Below are 21,754 nucleotides of genomic sequence, written 5' to 3'. Positions count from 1 at the left end.
GAGGTGACCTCAGCGCCATACGCCTTTGGTATCCACAATGTATTGCTGGCGCACAGTGTCACCCGCGATGGCTTTGAACTCTTTGTGATCGACCAGCATGACCAGCACATCAGCCTGCGCCATTGCGTCCTCAAGACTGACCAGCGTACTTTGGCCTGCCAGACGCAGAGGCAACTGATGAATGTTCGGCTCTACCACCAGCGTTTCACCGCTATGCCACCCGGCAATACTGTGGGCAATTTCCATCGCCGGGCTTTCACGCAGGTCGTCAATATTGGGTTTAAATGCCAGACCGAAACAGGCAATTTTAATGTCGCTGGCACGCTTATCACTTGCGGCCAGGCAATCGGCGACGGTTGCTTTAACCTGGTTCAATACCCAGTGTGGTTTGCTATCGTTCACTTCACGCGCGGTACGAATCAAGCGGGCCTGCTGTGGGTTCTGCGCCACAATAAACCACGGATCGACGGCAATACAGTGGCCGCCTACGCCGGGGCCAGGCTGCAGAATATTCACGCGTGGGTGGCGATTAGCCAGGCGAATCAGCTCCCAGACATTGATGCCCTGGTCGGCGCAAATGAGCGACAATTCATTGGCAAACGCGATATTCACGTCGCGGAAGCTGTTTTCCGTCAATTTGCACATTTCAGCGGTGCGGGAGTTTGTCACCACACACTCGCCTTCGAGGAAAATGTTATACAGCTCGCTGGCGCGTGCCGAGCATACGGGTGTCATACCGCCAATGACCCGGTCATTCTTGATAAGCTCAACCATGACCTGGCCGGGCAGAACGCGCTCCGGGCAATAAGCAATGTTGATATCAGCCTGCTCTCCCACCTGCTGTGGGAAAGTTAAGTCCGGACGAGCAGCGGCCAGCCACTCTGCCATTTGCTCCGTCGCACCCACCGGCGATGTCGATTCAAGAATAACCAGCGAGCCTTTTTTCAGCACAGGCGCAATGGATTTTGCCGCCGCTTCGACAAAAGCCATATCCGGCTCGTGTTGGCCTTTAAAAGGTGTGGGAACGGCAATTAAATAGGCATCCGCTGCCACCGGCGTCGTGCTGGCGCGCAGCCAGCCGCCTTCAACGGCGGTTTTGACGACCATGTCCAGTTCAGGCTCAACAATATGAATCTTCCCGCGATTAATGGTCTCCACGGCATGGGGATTAACATCAATCCCTACTACCTCTTTTTGCCGTGAGGCGAAAGCCGCCGCAGTTGGCAGTCCAATATAGCCAAGGCCAATGACGGAAATCGTTTTGAAACTCATAGTGTTACCCGATTGTTTTTTAGTGCATGCAAAATTCGACCACAGGCCTGCCCGTCTCCGTACGGATTGTGCGCATGGCTCATGGCCTGCCAGGCATCATTGTCATAAAGCAGGCGTGATACTTCCTCAACGATACGCTGGCTGTCGGTGCCAATTAACCTGACGGTCCCGGCCTCAATGGCTTCCGGGCGTTCGGTGGTGTCACGCATCACCAGAACGGGTTTACCCAGCGAAGGGGCTTCTTCCTGAATACCACCGGAATCGGTGAGAATCAGCCAGGCGCGATTCATTAACCACAGGAAGGGTAAATAGTCTTGCGGCTCTATCAGCGTGACATTTTCCACATGACCGAGGATACGGTTAACGGGTTCGCTGACATTGGGATTAAGGTGTACCGGATAAACAATCTGCACATCATCATGCTGTGAAGCAATTTCCGCCAGCGCATGACAAATATGCTCAAAGCCGAGACCAAAACTCTCACGACGGTGTCCGGTAACCAGAATCAGTTTTTTATTGCTGTCGAGGAAGGGATAACGTGATGCCAGTTCTTCCTCAAGCGAAGGGTTGTTCAGGACACTATCCCGCACCCAAAACAGCGCATCAATAACGGTATTGCCGGTAACAAAAATATGTTTATCCGCAACGTTTTCCCGCAGCAAGTTATGTCGGGAGTTTTCCGTCGGCGCGAAATGATACAGCGCCAGATGGCCAGTTAACGTGCGATTGGCCTCTTCCGGCCACGGCGATGACAGATCCCCCGTACGCAACCCTGCTTCCACATGCCCGACGGGAATGCGCTGATAAAACGCAGCCAGACTTGCAGCGATAGTGGTTGTCGTGTCGCCGTGAACCAATACGACATCAGGACGGAAAGATTCCAGGATAGGTTTAAGCCCTTCCAGAATACGACAAGTAATTTCTGTCAGTCCCTGCCCGGGCTGCATAATATTCAGGTCGTAATCCGGAACGATAGAAAAAAGTTTCAATACCTGATCGAGCATTTCCCGATGCTGCGCAGTGACGCATACCTTCGCGTCGAAATCAGGGTCCCTTGCCAGCGCGTGTACCAGAGGCGCCATCTTAATGGCTTCCGGTCGTGTGCCAAATACGGTCAGTACTTTCACAACGATTCTCTTCGATTAGGTAATGAAGGCACGAAGCCTTCATCTTAGATTGCGTGTCAAAATGATCGACGACGCGTTAATGCAACACCAGCTCCGATGAGTGCCCCTACCACACCCCACATGATCATCAGGAAGGCACGACGCGGGCTGTCGCGTTTTACCGGTTCTTCAGGTGTGCGCAAATATCGATAAGTCTGAAAGCGGGGATCAAGCGTAGGGCCCACATTCAGCGTATTAAGCATGGCTCGGTTTTGGAAGTAGTCCAAATCGTACTCAGGCCCTACCGCACGCAAATTTTCCAGGCGCGCCTGCAACATTGGGCGGCCTAACAAAAACATCTCAGAATCCGGCAGTTCATCCACCGGGACTTCTGTTTCGCTGCGGGAGATATTGTGTTCTTCTGCCACCTTCAGCGCCTGCTCGACGCTACTCACGCGGCGATTAAAAAGGGTATTGGCAACCTCTTCCTGACGCTTCACCTGCGCTTTCATCTGGATAGTACGAGCCGCCCATGCTCCTTTAAGCTCATCGTTCAGATGGCGTGCAGCGCGCTGGCTGGCAAAAGCCACATACTGACGCAACAAATTGTTAGCATCAGGCGCAGTTTCAGCCGTCAGCTTGACATTGTCATTAAGGTTACGCGTCACATCGCCCGGCGTGTACTGGATGTAGTTGATTAAATCATCCAGCATTGCGGCGTCCGCTTTGCTGTTACCGACTTTCCGCTGCCTGAAATAGTCCGTCTGCATCCAGAAGTCACGCCGTGTATCCCATGACGCCAGTTGCATCACAAACTCTTTATACGCTTCATCCATGACAGAAATCTGGTCTACAGGTGCGAGACTCGCTTTAACGTCCAGGTTACGCAGGAACTGTTGCTGTGAATAATAGCCACCCAGCATGTTTACCGTCGGACGATCGGTGATGGCTGTTGCCCCCCACTCCTGACGAGCAAAGAATGTCCACGTTAAGGCGATTAACGCAAACAGTAGCGCAATCCCGCAAATCCATAATTTTCCGGCCCATAAAGTACGAAAAAGACCACGAATATCCAGCTCGTTTTCCGTACCCGCTGAAGGTGTTCCCGACAATGGTTGAGTCATCGCTTTCCCAGATTTACTTGGTTAAGGTTGGTTTGTGACCGCTATTACGGCGCATTCTGCGCTTCACACGCTTTATCAACCGCGCCACTTTCCATGCGCGTTTGATGCAGTAGCCATATAAGAAAAAGGATAGCAAAAATAATGCCAACATCACCCATTCAGGAATGAAGTGAAGGTATTCGGTTAAGACACCAACCGACGCCAGCAGCGCCGCGGCAAGTGTAATCAACACAAAGGCCTGCCGTGAGGTAAACCCGGCGCGCATAATAAGATGGTGAATGTGCTGGCGGTCCGCTGAGAACGGGCTCATCCCTTTACGCAAGCGACGATACATGATCGCCACCATATCCATTAATGGGATGGCAATAATCCACAACGCGGTAACCGGGCTTATAGGGTGGGTCTTACCCTGCGTAGTCTCAAGTAAAATCCAGATAAGTGTAAAACCAATAAAGGTACTGCCGGCATCGCCCATAAAGACTTTATAGCGCCGCCCCAGTACGCCGAGGTTCAACATGATGTACGGCAGGATCGCGGCAATCATGGCAAAGCACCACATCGCGAGGCTGATTTGACCATCAAACCACAAGATGATGCCGATGGCGGCAAAGGAGACGCAGGACAATCCCCCCAGCAAACCGTCAATACCATCAACCATGTTGAAAGCGTTAATGGCAGCCCAAACGGCAAAGAGCGTCAGCAGATAACCAAAGGGCCCCAGCACCATTTCCCAGGTACCAAAGATGTAGCCCAGACTACTGAGGTAAAGTTTACCGACCGACATCATTACGATCGCAATAATTGCCTGAATCATTGCGCGAATTTTGACACTGATGTCGTAGCGGTCATCGAGCGCGCCCACGAACACCAGAATCCCGGCGCAGCACAGATACAACACCGCATGGGGAATGTAGTAATCAGCAATGCCGAAGGTAAAGCAGATACCGGCGAACACTGAGATGCCCCCAACCAGCGGAATCAAACCCTGATGCCGTTTACGAAAGTTGGGCTTATCCACCAGACCAACGCGCTTCGCCATTTTTCGGGCGAAAAATAAAAACGCGGTCGTGAATAAGAAAATACTGAATAATTCAGTAAACGCAGTGAGTAAATTCACAATGCATGCTCTCAGCGAATGTTAATCCTGGCAGTATAACGACGATGCCTCGCTCCAAAAAGAAGAAAGCAGGTCATTCACAGGCGTTTTAGTATGTTTCTTAAGCAAGCAGAATAGTGTGATTGCTTAGGTATTTGTGTTGAGCTGGCCTGTAGCGGACGGTGCCTGTCCCAATGCATATAGCGTATAGTCCACAAATGAAAAACGCCACGTAAAAACGTGGCGTTTCCTGGCTTTATTTCTATTAAGAGCGTTTCATCATGTCGAAGAATTCATCGTTCGTCTTCGTCATCGCCAGTTTATTAATGAGGAACTCCATCGCGTCGATTTCACCCATCGGATGAATGATCTTGCGCAGGATCCACATTTTCTGCAGCTCTTCTTGCGTGGTGAGCAGCTCTTCTTTACGGGTACCGGAACGGTTGTAGTCGATAGCCGGGAAGACGCGTTTTTCAGCGATCTTACGGGAGAGATGCAGCTCCATGTTACCGGTGCCTTTAAACTCTTCGTAGATAACTTCATCCATTTTGGAGCCGGTGTCGATAAGCGCAGTAGCGATAATAGTCAGGCTACCGCCCTCTTCCACGTTACGTGCAGCACCGAAGAAACGCTTCGGACGGTGCAGGGCGTTGGCATCCACACCACCGGTCAAGACTTTACCGGAAGCGGGAACCACGGTGTTATACGCACGCGCCAGACGGGTGATGGAGTCGAGCAGAATGATAACGTCTTTCTTGTGCTCAACCAGGCGTTTCGCCTTCTCAATTACCATTTCCGCAACCTGAACGTGACGAGATGCCGGTTCGTCGAAGGTGGAAGCGACAACTTCACCTTTAACCAGACGCTGCATCTCGGTCACTTCTTCCGGACGTTCGTCGATGAGCAGAACCATCAGTACGCAATCCGGGTGGTTGTAGGCAATGCTCTGCGCAATATTCTGCAGCAGCATCGTTTTACCGGCTTTCGGCGGTGCAACAATCAAACCACGCTGACCGCGGCCAATTGGCGAAGCCAGGTCCAGGACACGTGCCGTCAAATCTTCGGTAGAACCGTTACCCCGTTCCATGCGCAGGCGAGAGTTCGCGTGCAGCGGCGTTAAGTTCTCGAACAGAATCTTGTTACGCGCGTTCTCCGGCTTGTCGTAGTTAACCTCGTTAACTTTCAACAACGCAAAGTAACGTTCACCCTCTTTTGGAGGACGAATCTTACCAGAAATGGTGTCACCAGTGCGGAGGTTGAAACGGCGGATTTGGCTGGGGGATACGTAGATGTCATCAGGACCGGCGAGGTAGGAGCTGTCTGCGGAGCGGAGGAAACCAAATCCATCCTGCAGAATCTCCAGCACACCGTCGCCAAAGATATCTTCGCCACTCTTTGCGTGCTGCTTCAGGATGGCAAAAATTATGTCCTGCTTGCGCATACGGGCCAGGTTTTCCAGCCCCATATTTTCGCCGAGAGTGATCAGCTCAGAAACCGGCGTATTCTTTAATTCGGTAAGATTCATAGTGGTGTGGGTTCTTAAACTCGGGGTAAAACTCGAACTTAATGTTGTGAATGGTATGGCAGGGTCATCCATGCCTGTTAACGGCCATCACTTATGTCCAATCGCTGCCTGGTCAAAGGTAAATACGCAGAACTGAAACGACAAGACGGAAAAATGATAAGCCCGGAATCTATCCACTTCTCTCGCGAGGCAAAGCACAGCGGGAAGCGTCGGGTAACACAAGATTCAAACTACAAGGTATGTTTACAACGAAGTCAAAACTAAATTAGCACGACTGAAGCCGGGCGTCCAGCGATCCACATAATTTAGAAGGCTGGCGCACCGGCTGAGATTCGAGGAGTTACGCCAGATTAGCGTCCAGGAACTCTTTCAGTTGACCTTTGGACAGCGCACCCACTTTGGTCGCAGCCACTTCGCCGTTTTTAAACAGCAGCAGGGTCGGGATACCACGGATACCGTACTTCGGCGCAGTACCTGGATTCTGGTCGATATTCAGCTTCGCGACGGTCAGTTTACCTTCGTATTCGCTAGCGACTTCATCCAGGATCGGGGCGATCATTTTGCACGGACCGCACCACTCTGCCCAGAAATCGACGAGAACCAGCCCGTCCGCTTTGAGTACATCCGTGTCAAAACTATCGTCAGTCAGGTGAATAATTTTATCGCTCATATATAACTCCACAGGAATAAGCCTGGTGTGTTGGTGTTGGTGTAGCATAAAACAGCATCGTGTTGATGCCACATTAACCAACTAAAGGTTGACTTTATTTCACCGGATACGCTTTCGTAAAGCAATAGTAAGCTGATATTCTACCACACTATGAGCAAAACACATTTAACTGAACAGAAGTTTTCCGACTTCGCCCTGCACCCTAAGGTGATCGAAGCCCTTGAAAGTAAAGGGTTTCATAATTGTACGCCCATACAGGCACTGGCTCTCCCGCTGACGCTGGAAGGTCGTGATGTTGCAGGGCAGGCGCAAACCGGTACTGGCAAAACGATGGCGTTTTTAACGTCAACGTTTCATTATCTTCTTTCTCATCCGGCGATCGATGATCGCAAGGTGAATCAGCCGCGCGCCCTTATTATGGCGCCAACCCGTGAATTGGCTGTGCAAATCCACGCTGATGCTGAACCGCTGGCGCAGTCTACCGGCATGAAGCTGGGCCTGGCTTATGGCGGCGACGGTTATGACAAGCAGTTAAAAGTGCTTGAGAGCGGCGTCGATATTCTTATCGGCACCACCGGTCGTCTTATCGATTACGCAAAACAGAACCATATTAACCTGGGCGCGATTCAGGTCGTGGTTCTCGACGAAGCCGATCGTATGTACGATCTGGGCTTTATCAAAGATATCCGCTGGTTGTTCCGCCGCATGCCTCCGGCAACTGCGCGTCTGAACATGCTTTTCTCCGCCACACTCTCTTACCGTGTTCGCGAACTGGCTTTCGAGCAGATGAACAACGCTGAGTACGTGGAAGTCGAACCGGAGCAGAAAACAGGCCACCGTATTAAAGAAGAGCTCTTCTACCCTTCTAATGAAGAGAAGATGCGTCTGCTACAAACCTTAATCGAAGAAGAATGGCCGGATCGCGCTATCGTCTTTGCCAACACCAAACACCGTTGTGAAGATATCTGGGGCAGCCTTGCCGCAGACGGTCATCGTGTTGGTTTGCTGACTGGCGATGTCGCACAGAAAAAACGCCTGCGTATTCTCGATGAATTCACCCGCGGCGATCTGGATATTCTGGTCGCAACTGACGTTGCCGCACGCGGTCTGCATATTCCTGCTGTGACACACGTATTCAACTACGATCTGCCGGATGACTGTGAAGACTACGTCCACCGTATTGGTCGTACCGGTCGTGCTGGCGCCAGTGGTCATTCTATCAGCCTGGCGTGTGAAGAATACGCACTGAACCTACCGGCGATTGAAACATACATTGGGCACTCTATTCCGGTCAGCAAGTACAATCCGGATGCCCTGTTAACTGATCTGCCACCCGCGAAACGCCTGACGCGTACGCGTTCTGGCAATGGTCCGCGCCGCAGCGGTGCACCACGTAATCGTCGTCGTTCAGGTTAAAAAATATGCTCGCTTCCGCCTCGCTCTATGCGGCTATTGATTTAGGCTCAAACAGTTTTCATATGCTGGTTGTGCGCGAGGTGGCTGGAAGCATCCAGACGCTTACCCGCATCAAACGTAAAGTTCGCCTGGCAGCAGGTTTAAGCCAGGAAAACGTGCTTTCACAGGAAGCGATGGAGCGCGGCTGGCAGTGTCTGCGCCTTTTTTCGGAAAGGCTTCAGGATATCCCTCCGGCACAAATTCGTGTCGTCGCCACGGCGACGCTTCGTCTGGCAGTCAATGCCGGTGAGTTCATCAGCAGAGCGCAGGAGATCCTCGGCTGTCCGGTGCAAGTCATCAGCGGCGAGGAAGAAGCCCGCCTTATTTATCAGGGCGTTGCGCATACAACGGGCGGTTCCGATCAGCGACTCGTTGTCGATATTGGTGGCGCCAGTACAGAGCTTGTTACCGGAACTGGTGCCCAGGCGACATCACTGTTCAGCTTGTCCATGGGCTGCGTAACCTGGCTTGAGCGTTTTTTCACCGACCGTAATCTTGGGCAGGAAAATTTCGATGCGGCGGAAAAAGCCGCGCGCGATGTTTTACGCCCGGTTGCTGATGAGCTTCGCCATCACGGCTGGCAGGTCTGTGTTGGTGCTTCCGGTACCGTACAGGCATTGCAGGAAATCATGATGGCACAGGGGATGGATGAACGTATCACCCTGCCCAAACTCCAGCAGTTAAAACAGCGCGCCATTCAGTGCGGCCGTCTGGAAGAGCTGGAAATTGAGGGCCTCACGCTGGAGCGTGCGCTGGTTTTTCCGAGCGGGCTGGCTATTCTCATCGCCATTTTCACCGAAATGAATATCCAGAGTATGACGCTGGCTGGCGGCGCGCTGCGTGAAGGGCTGGTCTATGGCATGCTGCATCTGACCGTTGATCAAGATATCCGCCGTCGCACGCTGCGTAATATCCAACGCCGTTTTATCATCGACACCGACCAGGCGAAACGCGTTTCCACCCTGGCGACACAATTTGCCAGCGCGGTCGCTCATGAGTGGGATTTAGATGCGTATAGCATCGAAATTCTGCAAGTTGCCAGCGAATTGCATGAAATTGGCCTGAGCATTGAATTCAAACAGGCGCCGCTGCACGCCGCCTGGCTGGTACGCAATCTGGATTTACCTGGGTTTACGCCGGCACAGAAAAAGCTGCTCGCAACGCTGTTATTAAACCAGACTAACCCGGTTGATCTCTCTTCTTTGCATCAGCAAAATGCCGTCCCACCGAGGGTGGCGGAACACCTTTGCCGCTTACTGCGTCTGGCGATTATTTTTGCCAGCCGTCGCCGCGACGATCTTCTACCTGACATTGATATTTCCGCCAAAGGGGAAGCATTGACCCTGGTATTACCGCACGGCTGGCTGGAAAGTCATCCGTTAGGGGCAGAAGTCATTGAACAGGAAAGTCAGTGGCAAAGTTACGTTCACTGGCCGCTTGAGTTGAAATAAACCGTTTCTGCCTCTCCAAACCGGGAGAGGCGGGAAAATCATTTCTCTTTCGCTTTCGCCATCATCGCCCGTATATTGGCGATACTGGCCTGCCCCTTTTGCATCCTTTCTTCTGCCGTAATGACCTTACGCTCTTGCTCCCAAATCACGTCATCTTGCGGCAATTCCAACAAGAAGCGGCTCGGTTCAGGACGCACCAGTTCACCATACTGACGGCGCTCTTTGCATAAGGTGAAGATCAGTTCTTTCTGCGCGCGAGTAATGCCCACGTAGGCAAGGCGTCGCTCTTCATCAATATTATCTTCATCAATACTGCTTTGGTGCGGCAGGAAACCTTCCTCCATCCCCACCATAAATACATACGGAAACTCCAGCCCTTTTGAGGCGTGTAACGTCATCAGTTGCACCTGATCCGACTCTTCATCGCTCTCACCGCGCTCCATCATGTCACGCAGCGTAAAGCGGGTAACAACCTGGTCAAGCGTCATCGGCTCGTTAAGCTCATCGCCTTCGAGCATCTCTGTCATCCAGGAAAAGAGCGTGTTGACGTTTTTCATCCGCATTTCAGCGGCTTTCGGGCTGGGTGAGGTCTCAAACAGCCAGGATTCATAATCAATACCATGAATCAGATCGCGCACGGCGGCGATCGGCTCCCGCTCGGCCAGACGCTGGATCTCGCCAAGCCAGTGGGTAAAGCGGGTCAGCGATTCATAGCCACGCCCGGTCAGTGTCTGCGTGAGTCCCATATCAAAGCTGGCGGCAAATAAGCTCTTATTGCGTGTTGTGGCCCACTCCCCCAGCTTTTGCAGCGTTGCAGGGCCAATTTCACGTTTCGGCGTATTTACTACTCGCAGGAATGCGCTGTCATCATCCTGATTAGTGAGTATGCGTAAGTAAGCCAACAGATCCTTGATCTCGGGGCGCGAGAAAAATGATGTCCCCCCAGAAATACGATACGGGATGCGGTTTTGCATCAGGAATTTTTCGAACACACGCGACTGGTGGTTGCCGCGATAGAGGATGGCGTAATCCTTGTATTCCGTCTTGTTGATAAAGTGATGAGCTATCAATTCCCCGGTCACACGCTCCGCTTCATGTTCCTCATTATTCGCCGTCAGAACCTTAAGCTCAGCGCCATAGCCCAGCTCAGAGAAAAGGCGTTTTTCAAACACATGAGGATTGTTCGCAATCAGGATGTTTGCGGCTTTCAGAATGCGTCCCGATGAGCGGTAGTTTTGCTCGAGCTTTATCACCTGCAATGCCGGAAAATCTTCGTTCAGCAGCACAAGGTTTTGGGGACGCGCGCCACGCCAGGAATAAATGGACTGGTCATCATCGCCCACAACGGTAAAGCGCGCTCGCTGCCCGACCAGCAGCCTGACCAGCTCATATTGGCTGGTGTTGGTGTCCTGATACTCATCCACCAGCAAATAGCGGATTTTGTTCTGCCAGCGCTCGCGCACCTCTTCATTACGCTGTAGCAACAGTGTCGGTAACAGAATCAGGTCATCGAAGTCGAGGACGTTGCACGCTTTCAGATGTGCATCGTAAAGACCGTAGCAGTGAGCAAAAATACGATCCCGTTCGCCCATCGCTTTTGCCGCTGCCTGGGAAGGCGTCAGCAGATCGTTTTTCCAGTTTGAGATCGTCGAGATCAGCTGCTGCAACACCACTTTGTCATCGTCGATCAACCCTTCGGTCAGCTCTTTGAGCAGCGCCACTTGATCGGTATCGTCAAAGAGGGAGAAATTGGATTTCATCCCCAGTGCGGCAAACTCCCGCTTAATAATATCCAGGCCCAACGTGTGGAATGTTGAAATCATCAAACCACGTGCTTCTTTACGTCCAAGCGTCTGCGCCACACGTTCTTTCATTTCGCGCGCAGCTTTGTTAGTAAAGGTGACCGCCGCGATATGCCGCGCCTGATAGCCGCACTCCCGAATTAAGTGGGCAATTTTATTGGTGATCACACGGGTTTTACCCGAGCCAGCACCCGCCAGCACCAGGCAGGGACCGGTAACAAATTCGACAGCTTGTTGTTGGCCAGGATTTAAACGCATGGGGGTATTGCTCAATCTTCGAACGGGGGGAGGATTGTAGCAGAAAGCCTGCCAGAGATTTACCCACCAATGGTAAAGTGTGGAGACTTCTCTCAACTACGGAACGCGAACATGGCGAAGACAGCGGCAGCGCTGCATATTCTGGTGAAAACCGAAAAACTGGCGCAGGAAATTATGGCTAAGCTGGAGAAAGGCTCAAGTTTCGACCATCTGGCAAAGCGTTATTCCTCCTGCCCTTCGGCACGTAACGGCGGCGATCTGGGTGAATTCAAACAAGGTGTAATGGTTGGGCCTTTCGATAAGGCCGTATTCAGTTGCCCCTTGTTACAACCTTTCGGTCCGGTTAAAACCAGGTTTGGTTATCACATCATCAAGGTGCTGTATCGCCGCTAACGCGTGCTACTATTGCGCCCTGATTTATCCCAACCTCATCAAGGCGCAATCATGGCAAAAACAGCGGCAGCAATGCATATTCTGGTGAAAGAAGAGAAACTGGCACTCGATCTTCTTGAACAGCTTAAAAATGGCGGCGATTTCGAGAAGCTGGCAAAAAAACACTCAACTTGCCCTTCTGGCAAGAAAGGCGGCCACTTAGGCGAGTTTAAGCAGGGTCAGATGGTGCCGGCTTTCGATAAAGTGGTCTTCTCCTGCCCTGAGCTGGAGCCAACCGGTCCGCTGCACACCCAGTTCGGTTACCACATCATCAAGGTGCTGTACCGGAAATAAACAACAACGCCTTCTCCTGGAGAAGGCGTTTAGAGTTTGCACCCTCTCCCCGTGGGAGAGGGCCGGGGTGAGGGCACCAGCGTGCTCCGTAATTAGCCAGCGAAGTCGGTTTTTTTATTTCTGCGATTGCAGCGTCTTTTGCGCTTCGAATTTCATGACGTGTGTGCTGACAGCCGCCTGAAAAACTTTAAACATCAGACCATTAATTAAGGTCGTCAGGGTAATGGTGATAAACGCCGTCATCACCCAATCAATCAGCGCAAAACCACTTTGCAGTAACGCCGGGCGATAAACCAGCATCCCGCCAAATACCACCCAATGACTCAGGCAATAAAAGCACTGGAAAAGGTGCCCCATCATTGCGTTCTTTTTAGTGGTCCATTCACGAAATGCGGCAAATAATTCTGTTTGCGTGACCGTCATAGAGATGCTGCTGGCAGCAAGGGCGATCATCAGGCAGGTCGTCAACTCAGTCATTATTGTGGAAATCATGGTTATGGCCCTTTTCATTGAAGTAACTGATAAATTCTTCCCCCACATCCTGCAACGTCAGGTTTTTAAAGCGCGCCAGGATCAGCGACTGCGCATCCGCAAGCGTGGATGACATCACCCGGTTAACTCCTTGTTCAACCAGGCACTGGGGATTCTCGCTACGATTTCCCAAAGCAAACAGCGCCGGGGAACCTAAAGCGATATAGATATCGTGGAGAGTAACCTCGCTGGCGGGGCGACAAAGCCGCCAGCCACCGTGATGCCCTTTTGTCGCACACACAATCTGGCTTTCCCGCAGCCCGGCAAGAAGTTTACGTATAAATGCCGGGTTGCCGTCGATAAAAGCAGCCATCTGTTCCGATGTCATCGGTTTATCCGCCTGCTCCATGTGAAGCAGGATGTGTAGCGTTGCTGAGAATGAGTTATTTATTTTCATGTAACTTACGATATTACATAAAAATTTAAATAACAATCATGCCAGTGAAAACTCATGGCAGGAGACGCATATCTTATTGATATAGAATATTTTTTAGATGTAAAAAAACCTGATGGCGTATCCGCTCATCAGGTTTTTAAACAGGAAGTGGCAGGTCAGGTCAGCAAAAAGCGACCCGACGCCTGGTTAGCCCGCGACAGCGATACGTTTCATATCGGTCATATAGCCACGCAGTTTCTTACCAACTGCTTCAATCGGGTGAGCCTGAATAGCCTCGTTAACATCACGCAGTTGCGCGTTGTCGACGGAACCTTCGGCAATCGCCTTGCCCAGATCGCCCGGCTGCAGGGTGGTCATGAACTCTTTCAGCAGCGGTACGCAAGCATAAGAGAACAGGTAGTTACCGTATTCTGCGGTATCAGAGATAACCACGTTCATTTCGTACAGACGCTTACGGGCGATGGTGTTCGCAATCAGCGGCAGCTCGTGCAGTGATTCGTAGTATGCAGACTCTTCGATGATGCCGGAATCCACCATGGTTTCGAACGCCAGCTCAACGCCTGCTTTCACCATCGCGATCATCAGTACGCCTTTATCGAAGTACTCCTGCTCGCCGATTTTACCTTCATACTGTGGCGCGGTTTCGAACGCGGTTTTACCGGTCTCTTCACGCCAGGTCAGCAGTTTCTTATCGTCGTTCGCCCAGTCCGCCATCATACCGGAAGAGAACTCGCCGGAGATAATGTCGTCCATATGTTTCTGGAACAGCGGAGCCATGATGGTTTTCAGTTGCTCAGACAGCGCGTATGCACGCAGTTTCGCCGGGTTGGACAGACGGTCCATCATCAGGGTGATACCGCCCTGTTTCAGCGCTTCGGTGATGGTTTCCCAGCCGAACTGAATCAGTTTCTCGGCATATGCCGGGTCAGTACCTTCTTCCACCAGCTTGTCGAAGCACAGCAGAGAACCCGCCTGCAGCATACCGCACAGAATCGTCTGCTCGCCCATCAGGTCAGATTTCACTTCCGCAACGAAGGAAGATTCCAGCACGCCAGCACGGTGACCACCGGTCGCCGCAGCCCAGGCTTTGGCGATGGCCATACCTTCGCCTTTCGGATCGTTCTCCGGGTGAACAGCGATCAGGGTCGGAACACCAAAACCACGTTTGTACTCTTCACGAACTTCGGTACCCGGACATTTCGGGGCTACCATCACAACGGTGATGTCTTTACGGATCTGCTCGCCCACTTCCACGATGTTGAAGCCATGAGAGTAGCCCAACGCCGCGCCGTCTTTCATCAGTGGCTGAACAGAACGCACAACATCAGAGTGCTGTTTGTCCGGCGTCAGGTTAACCACCAGATCAGCCTGCGGGATCAGCTCTTCGTAAGTCCCAACTTTGAAACCGTTCTCGGTCGCTTTACGCCAGGAAGCGCGTTTTTCGGCAATCGCTTCTGCACGCAGTGCATAAGAGATGTCCAGACCGGAGTCACGCATATTCAGCCCCTGGTTGAGGCCCTGCGCGCCACACCCGACGATGACCACTTTTTTACCCTGCAGGTAGCTTGCGCCATCGGCGAATTCGTCGCGCGCCATAAAGCGACATTTACCCAGTTGCGCCAGCTGCTGGCGCAGATTCAGTGTATTGAAGTAGTTAGCCATGGTGATTCCTCGTCGTGTGTCGTGCTTTTGTTATTCGGTTCGCTGTATTGCGAGAATGTACCCACATTACAACAGGAAATGTGTTGCTTAAATTGATATATTAACAATGTGACATTGCAATTTATGCAACGTAAAAATGTGGAGTCTGTCTCATGGATTTACGTGACCTGAAAACCTTCCTGCATCTGGCGGAGAGCCGCCATTTCGGCCGCAGTGCGCGCGCCATGCACGTCAGTCCCTCCACGCTTTCAAGGCAGATCCAGCGTCTGGAAGAAGATCTTGGCCAGGCGCTATTTGTTCGCGATAACCGCACCGTTACGCTCACCGAAGCGGGTGAAGAGTTGCGGGCATTTGCTCATCAAACTTTATTGCAGTATCAGCAACTGCGCCACGCCATCGATCAGAAAGGCCCGTCACTGTCAGGCGAGTTACATATCTTCTGCTCGGTCACGGCAGCTTACAGCCATCTGCCACCGATTCTCGATCGCTTCCGCGCTGCGCATCCTTCGGTAGAAATCAAGCTCACCACCGGTGACGCTGCCGATGCGATGGAAAAAGTGGTGACAGGGGAAGCCGATCTGGCGATTGCCGGTAAACCGGAAACACTGCCTGGCGCAGTGGCATTTTCGATGCTGGAGAATCTGGCGGTGGTGTTGATTGCCCCGGCGCTGCCTTGCCCTGTTCGCAGCCAGGTCTCTGTGGATAACCCCGACTGGGCTACGGTGCCGTTTATCATGGCGGATCAAGGACCTGTACGCCGCCGCATTGAACTCTGGTTTCGTCGCCATAAAATCAGTAACCCGTCGATTTATGCGACAGTAGGCGGTCATGAAGCGATGGTCTCCATGGTTGCACTCGGTTGTGGCGTGGCGCTCATCCCTGAGGTGGTGCTGGAAAATAGCCCCGAACCCGTACGCAACCGTGTCATGATTCTGGAGCGCAGCGATGAAAAAACCCCCTTCGAACTGGGCGTTTGCGCACCGAAAAAGCGGCTACATGAGCCTCTGATTAATGCATTCTGGGAAATCGTTCAGGCTAAATAAGGAGAAAATGATGCGTATCCAGGTCCTGTTGTTAACCGTAGCCATTGCGGCATGTTGCACTGCCCAGGCTAAACCAAAGGGCATTACCGTACAGGATGTGAAACATCTGGCGCTGAAACAGTGCCTGGTGACGAATTACCAGGCCCGAACGCCAGAAGGCAGGCAATCAGCCCCCTCGCAGGACGCATCATTCCTTGTCGAGAGCTACGCATTAGGCAATGCTGGTGTCTGGGACGAATTTCAGAAATACGTCGCTAAAGAGACGAAAAATTTTGATCAGCTAACGATGTCGTTACACCCCGACCATGCTCAGACCGCCAATAACGTGCTGGCGCAATGCATGAAATTTTATGAATCGGACGAGCTGGATAAATATGTACGAGGGACAGTGATGAAGTGACACAAGGGGTGCCTCTTCTCACTTATCCTTGTATTTATAAATCATCGGGATCGATTTGTTTCATCGTTTCCACAGTCATCAGCCACTGATACAGCGGTTCCATTTGACGAAACCCTTCGGCCAGCAGATTCACCAACCCGGCGTGGAACAACTTTTCCACGTCGTTATCGGTCACCATCACCGCGAATGTTTTGCACTGATACCAGTTGGCAATCGCCGGATCGAGATCTTTCACAAGCGGCCGCTTATAACGCTCAGCCTCCAGCGCAAACGGCGGCTGGCAGCATTCATCGGCTATCTCCAGAAATTGCGCCGGACGCTTCTTCAACGTATGGCGAAAAAGGTCCATCGTTGATTTGCTGGCGCTGTAATACCCCAGGCCATAGCGCAGGGTGTCCGGGCTGATCTCAAAAAAGTAAACCGGCGCGTCCGTCCAGTTCTTTGCCGGGCGTTTGAAGGTCAGCCACATCCGGCTGCGATAAAGGGATTTATCGTGAGAGAAACGGGTATCGCGATGAATGCGCGACAAGGTCTTACCAATCGCGGAGCGTGTTTCCAGCAGCGGATCAATTTCCAGCATCGTGGGAGCCAGGTCGTCCACCAGCGCACGAAAAGGGGTAAGGATACTGCGGTCATAGATAAAACGATGCTCTTCAAACCAGGTCTTGTCGTTTTCGATGCGGACTTGCTGGAGGAAATCGAGCCCTTCCTGAGCAAAGCCCTGAAAGCGTCCTGCCATGTGCTTCACCTGTTTTAGCGGAAATGTTCTGCTGCATTATGCCGCCGCGCTCGCCAGACAAACAAGGCACGAAATATCGTGCCTTGTTTTTTAAGAACCTGACGCTAGCCTGCAAGGAAGAAGCGAAATGCAGGGTTGTTGGTCTCATCATGGCAATCGTAGCCAAGCTCATTGAGACGGGTTTCAAAATCCGGCTCATGGTCGCCCAGTTCGAACGCCGCCAGCACGCGACCGTAGTCAGTACCGTGGCTACGGTAGTGAAACAGCGAGATATTCCAGTGAGTACCAAGCGTGTGCAAGAATTTCAGCAGCGCGCCGGGTGATTCCGGGAACTCGAAGCTGAAAAGTCGCTCGGTAAGCGGTTTCGAGGGACGACCTCCGACCATATAGCGCACATGCAGCTTCGCCATTTCGTCATCGGAAAGGTCCACCACGCTGTAACCGCCTTCGTTCAACAGTTGCAGGATCTCTTTGCGCTCTTCCAGTCCGCGGCTTAAGCGCACGCCCACGAAAATACAGGCATCTTTCGCATCGGCAAAACGGTAATTAAATTCCGTGACGGAACGGCCACCCAATAGCTGACAGAATTTCAGGAAGCTACCTTTCTCTTCCGGAATGGTGACGGCCAGCAGCGCTTCGCGCTGTTCACCCAGCTCACAGCGTTCAGAAACGTAACGCAGACCGTGGAAATTCACGTTGGCACCCGACAGGACATGCGCCAGACGCTCGCCACGGATCTTGTGCTGAGCGACATATTTCTTCATCCCTGCCAGCGCCAGGGCGCCAGAGGGTTCAGCCACGGCACGCACGTCCTCGAACAGGTCTTTCATGGCCGCGCAGATGGCGTCGCTGTCGACGGTGATGATGTCGTCAAGATATTCACGGCACAGACGGAACGTCTCTTCGCCAATACGTTTAACGGCAACCCCTTCGGCAAACAGACCTACTCGTGGCAGGTCGACCGGATGCCCGGCATTCAGCGCCGCTTTCAGGCAGGCAGAATCTTCAGCTTCCACAGCGATGACTTTGATTTGTGGCATCAGTTGCTTAATCAGTACGGCAACCCCAGACGCCAGACCGCCGCCGCCGACGGGTACGAAAACGCGGTCAATGTGGGCATCCTGTTGCAGCAGTTCCAGCGCCAGCGTGCCCTGACCGGCAATCACCATCGGATGATCAAATGGCGGCACCCAGGTAAAACCCTGTTGCTGAGAGAGTTCGAGTGCTTTGGCTTTTGCCTCATCGAAGTTCGAACCATGCAACAGCACTTCTCCGCCAAAACCGCGCACCGCATCCACTTTGATTTCCGCAGTTGCAGTAGGCATCACGATCAATGCTTTGACACCAAGTCGGGCAGAAGAGTAGGCCACGCCCTGCGCATGGTTGCCTGCCGATGCGGTAATCACACCACGGGCTTTCTGCTCGGCGGTTAAACCCGCCATCATGGCGTAAGCGCCACGGAGCTTAAAGCTGTGCACCGGCTGACGGTCTTCGCGCTTCACCAGCACAATGTTGTCGAGGCGCGAAGAGAGTTTTTCCATTTTCTGCAGAGGGGTAACCTGCACCGCTTCATAGACTGGCGCACGCAGCACCGCCCTGAGATACTCGGCCCCCTCAGGGGAGCCGGATAGGGGTTGTGAATCAGCCATAATTAGCCACCCAGTTTTGATTTATCGCGCACCGCGCCTTTATCTGCGCTGGTGGCGAGGCTGGCATATGCACGCAACGCGAAGGAAACCTGACGTTCGCGAGATTTCGGCGTCCAGGCCTGAGCGCCACGGGCTTCCTGCGCTTCACGACGTGCCGCAATTTCAGCATCGCTCAGTTGCAGTTGAATACCCCGGTTCGGGATGTCGATGGCGATCATGTCGCCATCTTCAATAATGGCAATATTGCCACCGCTCGCCGCTTCCGGAGAGACGTGGCCAATGGAGAGGCCAGATGTACCGCCGGAGAAACGACCGTCAGTGACCAGCGCACAGGCTTTACCCAGACCCATCGACTTAAGGAACGTCGTCGGGTACAGCATCTCCTGCATGCCCGGCCCACCTTTTGGCCCCTCGTAACGGATAACAACAACATCACCCGCCACAACCTTACCACCGAGGATCGCTTCTACCGCATCATCCTGGCTTTCATAGACTTTTGCCGGGCCGGTGAATTTCAGGATGCTGTCATCCACGCCTGCGGTTTTTACGATGCAGCCGTTTTCAGCGAAGTTACCGTACAGTACGGCCAGACCACCGTCTTTGCTGTAGGCATGTTCCAGAGAACGGATACAACCCTCAGCGCGATCGTCATCCAGCGAATCCCAGCGGCAATCCTGCGAGAAAGCCTGAGTCGTACGGATACCAGCAGGGCCCGCGCGGAACATTTTTTTCACCGCCTCGTCCTGAGTTACCGTGATGTCGTACTGCTCCAGCGTCTGCGGCAGGGTCAAACCGAGTACGTTTTTCACGTCGCGGTTCAACAGACCTGCGCGATCCAGTTCACCGAGGATCCCCAGTACGCCACCGGCACGATGCACATCTTCCATATGGTATTTCTGCGTGCTTGGCGCCACCTTACATAACTGCGGCACTTTGCGGGACAGCTTGTCGATATCACTCATGGTGAAGTCGATTTCGGCTTCTTGCGCTGCCGCCAGCAGGTGCAGAACGGTATTGGTAGAGCCACCCATCGCGATATCCAGTGTCATGGCGTTCTCAAACGCCGCTTTGCTGGCAATATTGCGTGGCAGCGCGGAAGCATCATCCTGCTCGTAGTAGCGTTTGGTCAGCTCAACGATGCGCTGGCCTGCGGTAAGGAACAGCTCTTTACGATCGGCATGGGTCGCCAGCAGCGAGCCATTGCCCGGTTGAGAAAGACCCAGCGCTTCGGTCAGGCAATTCATTGAGTTAGCGGTAAACATACCGGAACAGGAGCCGCAGGTCGGACAGGCAGAGCGTTCAACCTGCTCGCTTTGCGAGTCGGATACTTTCGGATCCGCGCCCTGAATCATCGCATCAACCAGATCGAGCTTGATGATTTTGTCGGAAAGCTTGGTTTTACCAGCCTCCATCGGACCACCGGAGACGAAGATCACCGGAATATTGAGGCGCAGTGACGCCATCAGCATCCCCGGGGTGATTTTGTCACAGTTGGAGATGCAAACCATAGCATCCGCACAGTGGGCATTCACCATGTACTCAACGGAGTCCGCGATCAGTTCGCGTGATGGCAGTGAATAAAGCATGCCGCCGTGACCCATGGCGATACCGTCATCCACGGCAATGGTGTTGAACTCTTTTGCCACACCGCCGGAGGCTTCAATCTGCTCAGCAACCAGCTTACCGAGATCGCGCAGGTGCACGTGCCCCGGCACGAACTGGGTAAACGAGTTCACGACAGCAATGATCGGCTTACCGAAATCGGCGTCTGTCATCCCGGTTGCGCGCCACAGCGCGCGGGCGCCCGCCATATTGCGGCCATGAGTGGTGGTGGCGGAACGGTATTTAGGCATGCTTTATTTACTCCCAGTCTGTCTACAAAACAGGGCGGTGCGTGCCGCCCTGTCGTTTTGTTTATTGATTAACTTGATCCAACCAGCCCCATTTATCTTCGGTTTCACCGGTGAAGAGACCAAAGAATGCTTGCTGAATACGTTTGGTGACCGGGCCACAGCGACCTTCGCCCACCTGGATGCCATCCACGCTACGAACCGGCGTGATTTCTGCCGCGGTGCCAGACATGAACACTTCATCGGCCAGGTACAGAGATTCACGGGACAGGGTCTGCTCGCGAACTTCAATGCCGAGCTCTTTCGCCAGTTTGATGATCGCATCGCGGGTGATGCCCGGCAGAGCGGAAGAGGTAAACGGCGGAGTGAACAGCACACCATCTTTCACTTCGAACAGGTTTTCACCCGCGCCTTCTGAAATATAGCCGTTCACATCGAGCGCAATACCTTCCTGATAACCGTGACGACGTGCTTCGCTGCCAACCAGCAGAGAAGAAAGATAGTTACCACCGGCTTTTGCCGCAGTAGGGATAGTGTTCGGTGCAACGCGGTTCCAGGAGGAAACCATCGCGTCGATCCCCTGATCCAGCGCTTCTGCGCCGAGGTAAGCCCCCCACGGGAAAGCTGCGATGATCACATCAGTGGTATAACCTTCCGGCGGGTTAACACCCATACCTACATCACCGACAAACACCAACGGACGAATATAGGCGCTGGTCAGGTTATTTTTGCGAATCACCTGACGGCAGGCTTCCATCAGTTCATCAACACTTTGAGAAACCGGGAAGCGGTAAATTTTGGCTGAATCACGCAGACGCTGCATGTGTTCACGATGACGGAACACCACCGGCCCTTTGTGCGAGTCATAGCAACGGATACCTTCAAATACGGAAGTACCGTAATGCAGGGCGTGGGACATTACATGGACCTTCGCTTCTCCCCACGGAACCATCTCGCCATTGAACCAAATGTAATCAGCTTTTTTCGTCGTCATTTTA

20 protein-coding genes are annotated in these 21,754 nt (G+C 52.8%); 6 read left to right on the top strand and 14 right to left on the bottom strand.

Features of this window, described 5'->3' with window-relative positions:
* Window positions 1-9: 9 nt before the first annotated feature.
* The 6 genes from wecC to trxA form a co-directional block, all read right to left on the bottom strand.
* Window positions 10-1,272, bottom strand: coding sequence for a UDP-N-acetyl-D-mannosamine dehydrogenase (gene wecC / locus IP582_RS00865; protein WP_193794830.1), 1,263 nt, complete (start codon window positions 1,270-1,272; stop codon window positions 10-12).
* Window positions 1,269-2,399, bottom strand: coding sequence for a non-hydrolyzing UDP-N-acetylglucosamine 2-epimerase (gene wecB / locus IP582_RS00860; RefSeq protein WP_039077014.1), 1,131 nt, complete (start codon window positions 2,397-2,399; stop codon window positions 1,269-1,271). The genes wecC and wecB overlap by 4 nt, the downstream gene beginning before the upstream one ends.
* Before the next feature lie 56 nt (window positions 2,400-2,455).
* Window positions 2,456-3,502 (bottom strand): ECA polysaccharide chain length modulation protein, encoded by a 1,047-nt coding sequence (gene wzzE / locus IP582_RS00855; RefSeq protein WP_193794829.1) that lies wholly within the window; start codon window positions 3,500-3,502, stop codon window positions 2,456-2,458.
* A 13-nt stretch (window positions 3,503-3,515) separates the two neighbouring features.
* A complete protein-coding gene (gene wecA, locus IP582_RS00850; RefSeq protein WP_039077012.1) occupies window positions 3,516-4,619 on the bottom strand; it encodes a UDP-N-acetylglucosamine--undecaprenyl-phosphate N-acetylglucosaminephosphotransferase in 1,104 nt (367 codons plus the stop codon).
* 244 nt (window positions 4,620-4,863) lie between these two features.
* Window positions 4,864-6,123: a transcription termination factor Rho gene (gene rho / locus IP582_RS00845; RefSeq protein WP_023479599.1), complete on the bottom strand. Its 1,260-nt coding sequence runs from the start codon at window positions 6,121-6,123 to the stop codon at window positions 4,864-4,866.
* Between the two features lie 340 nt (window positions 6,124-6,463).
* Window positions 6,464-6,793, bottom strand: coding sequence for a thioredoxin TrxA (gene trxA / locus IP582_RS00840; RefSeq protein WP_039077011.1), 330 nt, complete (start codon window positions 6,791-6,793; stop codon window positions 6,464-6,466).
* Window positions 6,794-6,943: 150 nt separating this feature from the next.
* On the opposite strand from trxA, the gene rhlB reads away from it, so the two are divergent.
* Together rhlB and gppA are read left to right on the top strand one after the other, a co-directional pair.
* On the top strand, window positions 6,944-8,209 hold the full coding sequence (rhlB, locus tag IP582_RS00835) for an ATP-dependent RNA helicase RhlB (protein ID WP_193794828.1): 1,266 nt from the start codon (window positions 6,944-6,946) through the stop codon (window positions 8,207-8,209).
* Window positions 8,210-8,214: 5 nt separating this feature from the next.
* Window positions 8,215-9,699 (top strand): guanosine-5'-triphosphate,3'-diphosphate diphosphatase, encoded by a 1,485-nt coding sequence (gene gppA / locus IP582_RS00830; RefSeq protein ID WP_039077009.1) that lies wholly within the window; start codon window positions 8,215-8,217, stop codon window positions 9,697-9,699.
* 38 nt (window positions 9,700-9,737) lie between these two features.
* On the opposite strand, the gene rep is transcribed toward gppA, so the two are convergent.
* Window positions 9,738-11,759, bottom strand: a complete 2,022-nt coding sequence (gene rep / locus IP582_RS00825; protein ID WP_039077008.1) for a DNA helicase Rep — start codon at window positions 11,757-11,759, stop codon at window positions 9,738-9,740.
* A 111-nt stretch (window positions 11,760-11,870) separates the two neighbouring features.
* On the opposite strand from rep, the gene ppiC (IP582_RS00820) reads away from it, so the two are divergent.
* Window positions 11,871-12,152: a peptidylprolyl isomerase PpiC gene (gene ppiC, locus IP582_RS00820; RefSeq protein WP_039077007.1), complete on the top strand. Its 282-nt coding sequence runs from the start codon at window positions 11,871-11,873 to the stop codon at window positions 12,150-12,152.
* A gap of 51 nt (window positions 12,153-12,203) precedes the next feature.
* Window positions 12,204-12,485 carry a peptidylprolyl isomerase PpiC gene (gene ppiC, locus IP582_RS00815; RefSeq protein WP_039077006.1) on the top strand — a complete coding sequence of 94 codons (282 nt, stop codon included), beginning with the start codon at window positions 12,204-12,206 and terminating at the stop codon, window positions 12,483-12,485.
* Between the two features lie 114 nt (window positions 12,486-12,599).
* Here the strand turns inward: ppiC (IP582_RS00815) and IP582_RS00810 are convergent, their stop codons facing one another.
* The 3 genes from IP582_RS00810 to ilvC all read right to left on the bottom strand — a co-directional run bounded on the left by IP582_RS00810 (window position 12,600) and on the right by ilvC (window position 15,075).
* A complete protein-coding gene (locus IP582_RS00810; protein ID WP_079498579.1) occupies window positions 12,600-12,965 on the bottom strand; it encodes a DUF1360 domain-containing protein in 366 nt (121 codons plus the stop codon).
* A complete protein-coding gene (locus tag IP582_RS00805; RefSeq protein ID WP_193794827.1) occupies window positions 12,955-13,413 on the bottom strand; it encodes an Rrf2 family transcriptional regulator in 459 nt (152 codons plus the stop codon). The genes IP582_RS00810 and IP582_RS00805 overlap by 11 nt, the downstream gene beginning before the upstream one ends.
* Window positions 13,414-13,599: 186 nt before the next feature.
* A complete protein-coding gene (ilvC, locus tag IP582_RS00800; RefSeq protein WP_193794826.1) occupies window positions 13,600-15,075 on the bottom strand; it encodes a ketol-acid reductoisomerase in 1,476 nt (491 codons plus the stop codon).
* Window positions 15,076-15,227: 152 nt separating this feature from the next.
* Here ilvC and ilvY point away from each other — a divergent pair, with 152 nt between their 5' ends.
* On the top strand, window positions 15,228-16,118 hold the full coding sequence (gene ilvY, locus IP582_RS00795; RefSeq protein ID WP_071195544.1) for an HTH-type transcriptional activator IlvY: 891 nt from the start codon (window positions 15,228-15,230) through the stop codon (window positions 16,116-16,118).
* Between the two features lie 10 nt (window positions 16,119-16,128).
* Complete coding sequence (locus tag IP582_RS00790) at window positions 16,129-16,518, top strand: hypothetical protein (protein WP_193796163.1); 390 nt, start codon at window positions 16,129-16,131, stop codon at window positions 16,516-16,518.
* Window positions 16,519-16,552: 34 nt separating this feature from the next.
* Here the strand turns inward: IP582_RS00790 and IP582_RS00785 are convergent, their stop codons facing one another.
* From IP582_RS00785 to IP582_RS00770, 4 genes are all read right to left on the bottom strand, one after another.
* Window positions 16,553-17,257, bottom strand: coding sequence for a DUF2461 domain-containing protein (locus IP582_RS00785; RefSeq protein ID WP_193794825.1), 705 nt, complete (start codon window positions 17,255-17,257; stop codon window positions 16,553-16,555).
* Between the two features lie 104 nt (window positions 17,258-17,361).
* Entirely contained in the window at window positions 17,362-18,906 is a 1,545-nt protein-coding gene (ilvA, locus tag IP582_RS00780) for a threonine ammonia-lyase, biosynthetic (protein WP_193794824.1), read from the bottom strand.
* 2 nt (window positions 18,907-18,908) lie between these two features.
* On the bottom strand, window positions 18,909-20,759 hold the full coding sequence (gene ilvD / locus IP582_RS00775; RefSeq protein ID WP_071195542.1) for a dihydroxy-acid dehydratase: 1,851 nt from the start codon (window positions 20,757-20,759) through the stop codon (window positions 18,909-18,911).
* Window positions 20,760-20,820: 61 nt separating this feature from the next.
* Complete coding sequence (locus tag IP582_RS00770; RefSeq protein WP_193794823.1) at window positions 20,821-21,750, bottom strand: branched-chain amino acid transaminase; 930 nt, start codon at window positions 21,748-21,750, stop codon at window positions 20,821-20,823.
* Between the last annotated feature and the right edge of the window lie 4 nt (window positions 21,751-21,754).

It is taken from the genome of Citrobacter sp. BDA59-3, assembly GCF_015167655.1.
GTDB lineage: Bacteria > Pseudomonadota > Gammaproteobacteria > Enterobacterales > Enterobacteriaceae > Phytobacter > Phytobacter diazotrophicus.
Note: the sequence above shows the minus strand (reverse complement) of the source record. Positions and strands in the feature narration are given on the sequence as shown.

Excerpts from the sequence above, each read along its gene's own strand:
- wecC (WP_193794830.1), bottom strand. The coding sequence starts at position 1,272 with ATGAGTTTCAAAACGATTTCCGTCATTGGCCTTGGCTATATTGGACTG.
- wzzE (WP_193794829.1), bottom strand. The coding sequence starts at position 3,502 with ATGACTCAACCATTGTCGGGAACACCTTCAGCGGGTACGGAAAACGAG.
- rho (WP_023479599.1), bottom strand. The coding sequence starts at position 6,123 with ATGAATCTTACCGAATTAAAGAATACGCCGGTTTCTGAGCTGATCACT.
- trxA (WP_039077011.1), bottom strand. The coding sequence starts at position 6,793 with ATGAGCGATAAAATTATTCACCTGACTGACGATAGTTTTGACACGGAT.
- rhlB (WP_193794828.1), top strand. The coding sequence starts at position 6,944 with ATGAGCAAAACACATTTAACTGAACAGAAGTTTTCCGACTTCGCCCTG.
- gppA (WP_039077009.1), top strand. The coding sequence starts at position 8,215 with ATGCTCGCTTCCGCCTCGCTCTATGCGGCTATTGATTTAGGCTCAAAC.
- rep (WP_039077008.1), bottom strand. The coding sequence starts at position 11,759 with ATGCGTTTAAATCCTGGCCAACAACAAGCTGTCGAATTTGTTACCGGT.
- ppiC (WP_039077007.1), top strand. The coding sequence starts at position 11,871 with ATGGCGAAGACAGCGGCAGCGCTGCATATTCTGGTGAAAACCGAAAAA.
- ppiC (WP_039077006.1), top strand. The coding sequence starts at position 12,204 with ATGGCAAAAACAGCGGCAGCAATGCATATTCTGGTGAAAGAAGAGAAA.
- IP582_RS00805 (WP_193794827.1), bottom strand. The coding sequence starts at position 13,413 with ATGAAAATAAATAACTCATTCTCAGCAACGCTACACATCCTGCTTCAC.
- ilvC (WP_193794826.1), bottom strand. The coding sequence starts at position 15,075 with ATGGCTAACTACTTCAATACACTGAATCTGCGCCAGCAGCTGGCGCAA.
- ilvY (WP_071195544.1), top strand. The coding sequence starts at position 15,228 with ATGGATTTACGTGACCTGAAAACCTTCCTGCATCTGGCGGAGAGCCGC.
- IP582_RS00790 (WP_193796163.1), top strand. The coding sequence starts at position 16,129 with ATGCGTATCCAGGTCCTGTTGTTAACCGTAGCCATTGCGGCATGTTGC.
- IP582_RS00785 (WP_193794825.1), bottom strand. The coding sequence starts at position 17,257 with ATGGCAGGACGCTTTCAGGGCTTTGCTCAGGAAGGGCTCGATTTCCTC.
- ilvA (WP_193794824.1), bottom strand. The coding sequence starts at position 18,906 with ATGGCTGATTCACAACCCCTATCCGGCTCCCCTGAGGGGGCCGAGTAT.
- ilvD (WP_071195542.1), bottom strand. The coding sequence starts at position 20,759 with ATGCCTAAATACCGTTCCGCCACCACCACTCATGGCCGCAATATGGCG.
- IP582_RS00770 (WP_193794823.1), bottom strand. The coding sequence starts at position 21,750 with ATGACGACGAAAAAAGCTGATTACATTTGGTTCAATGGCGAGATGGTT.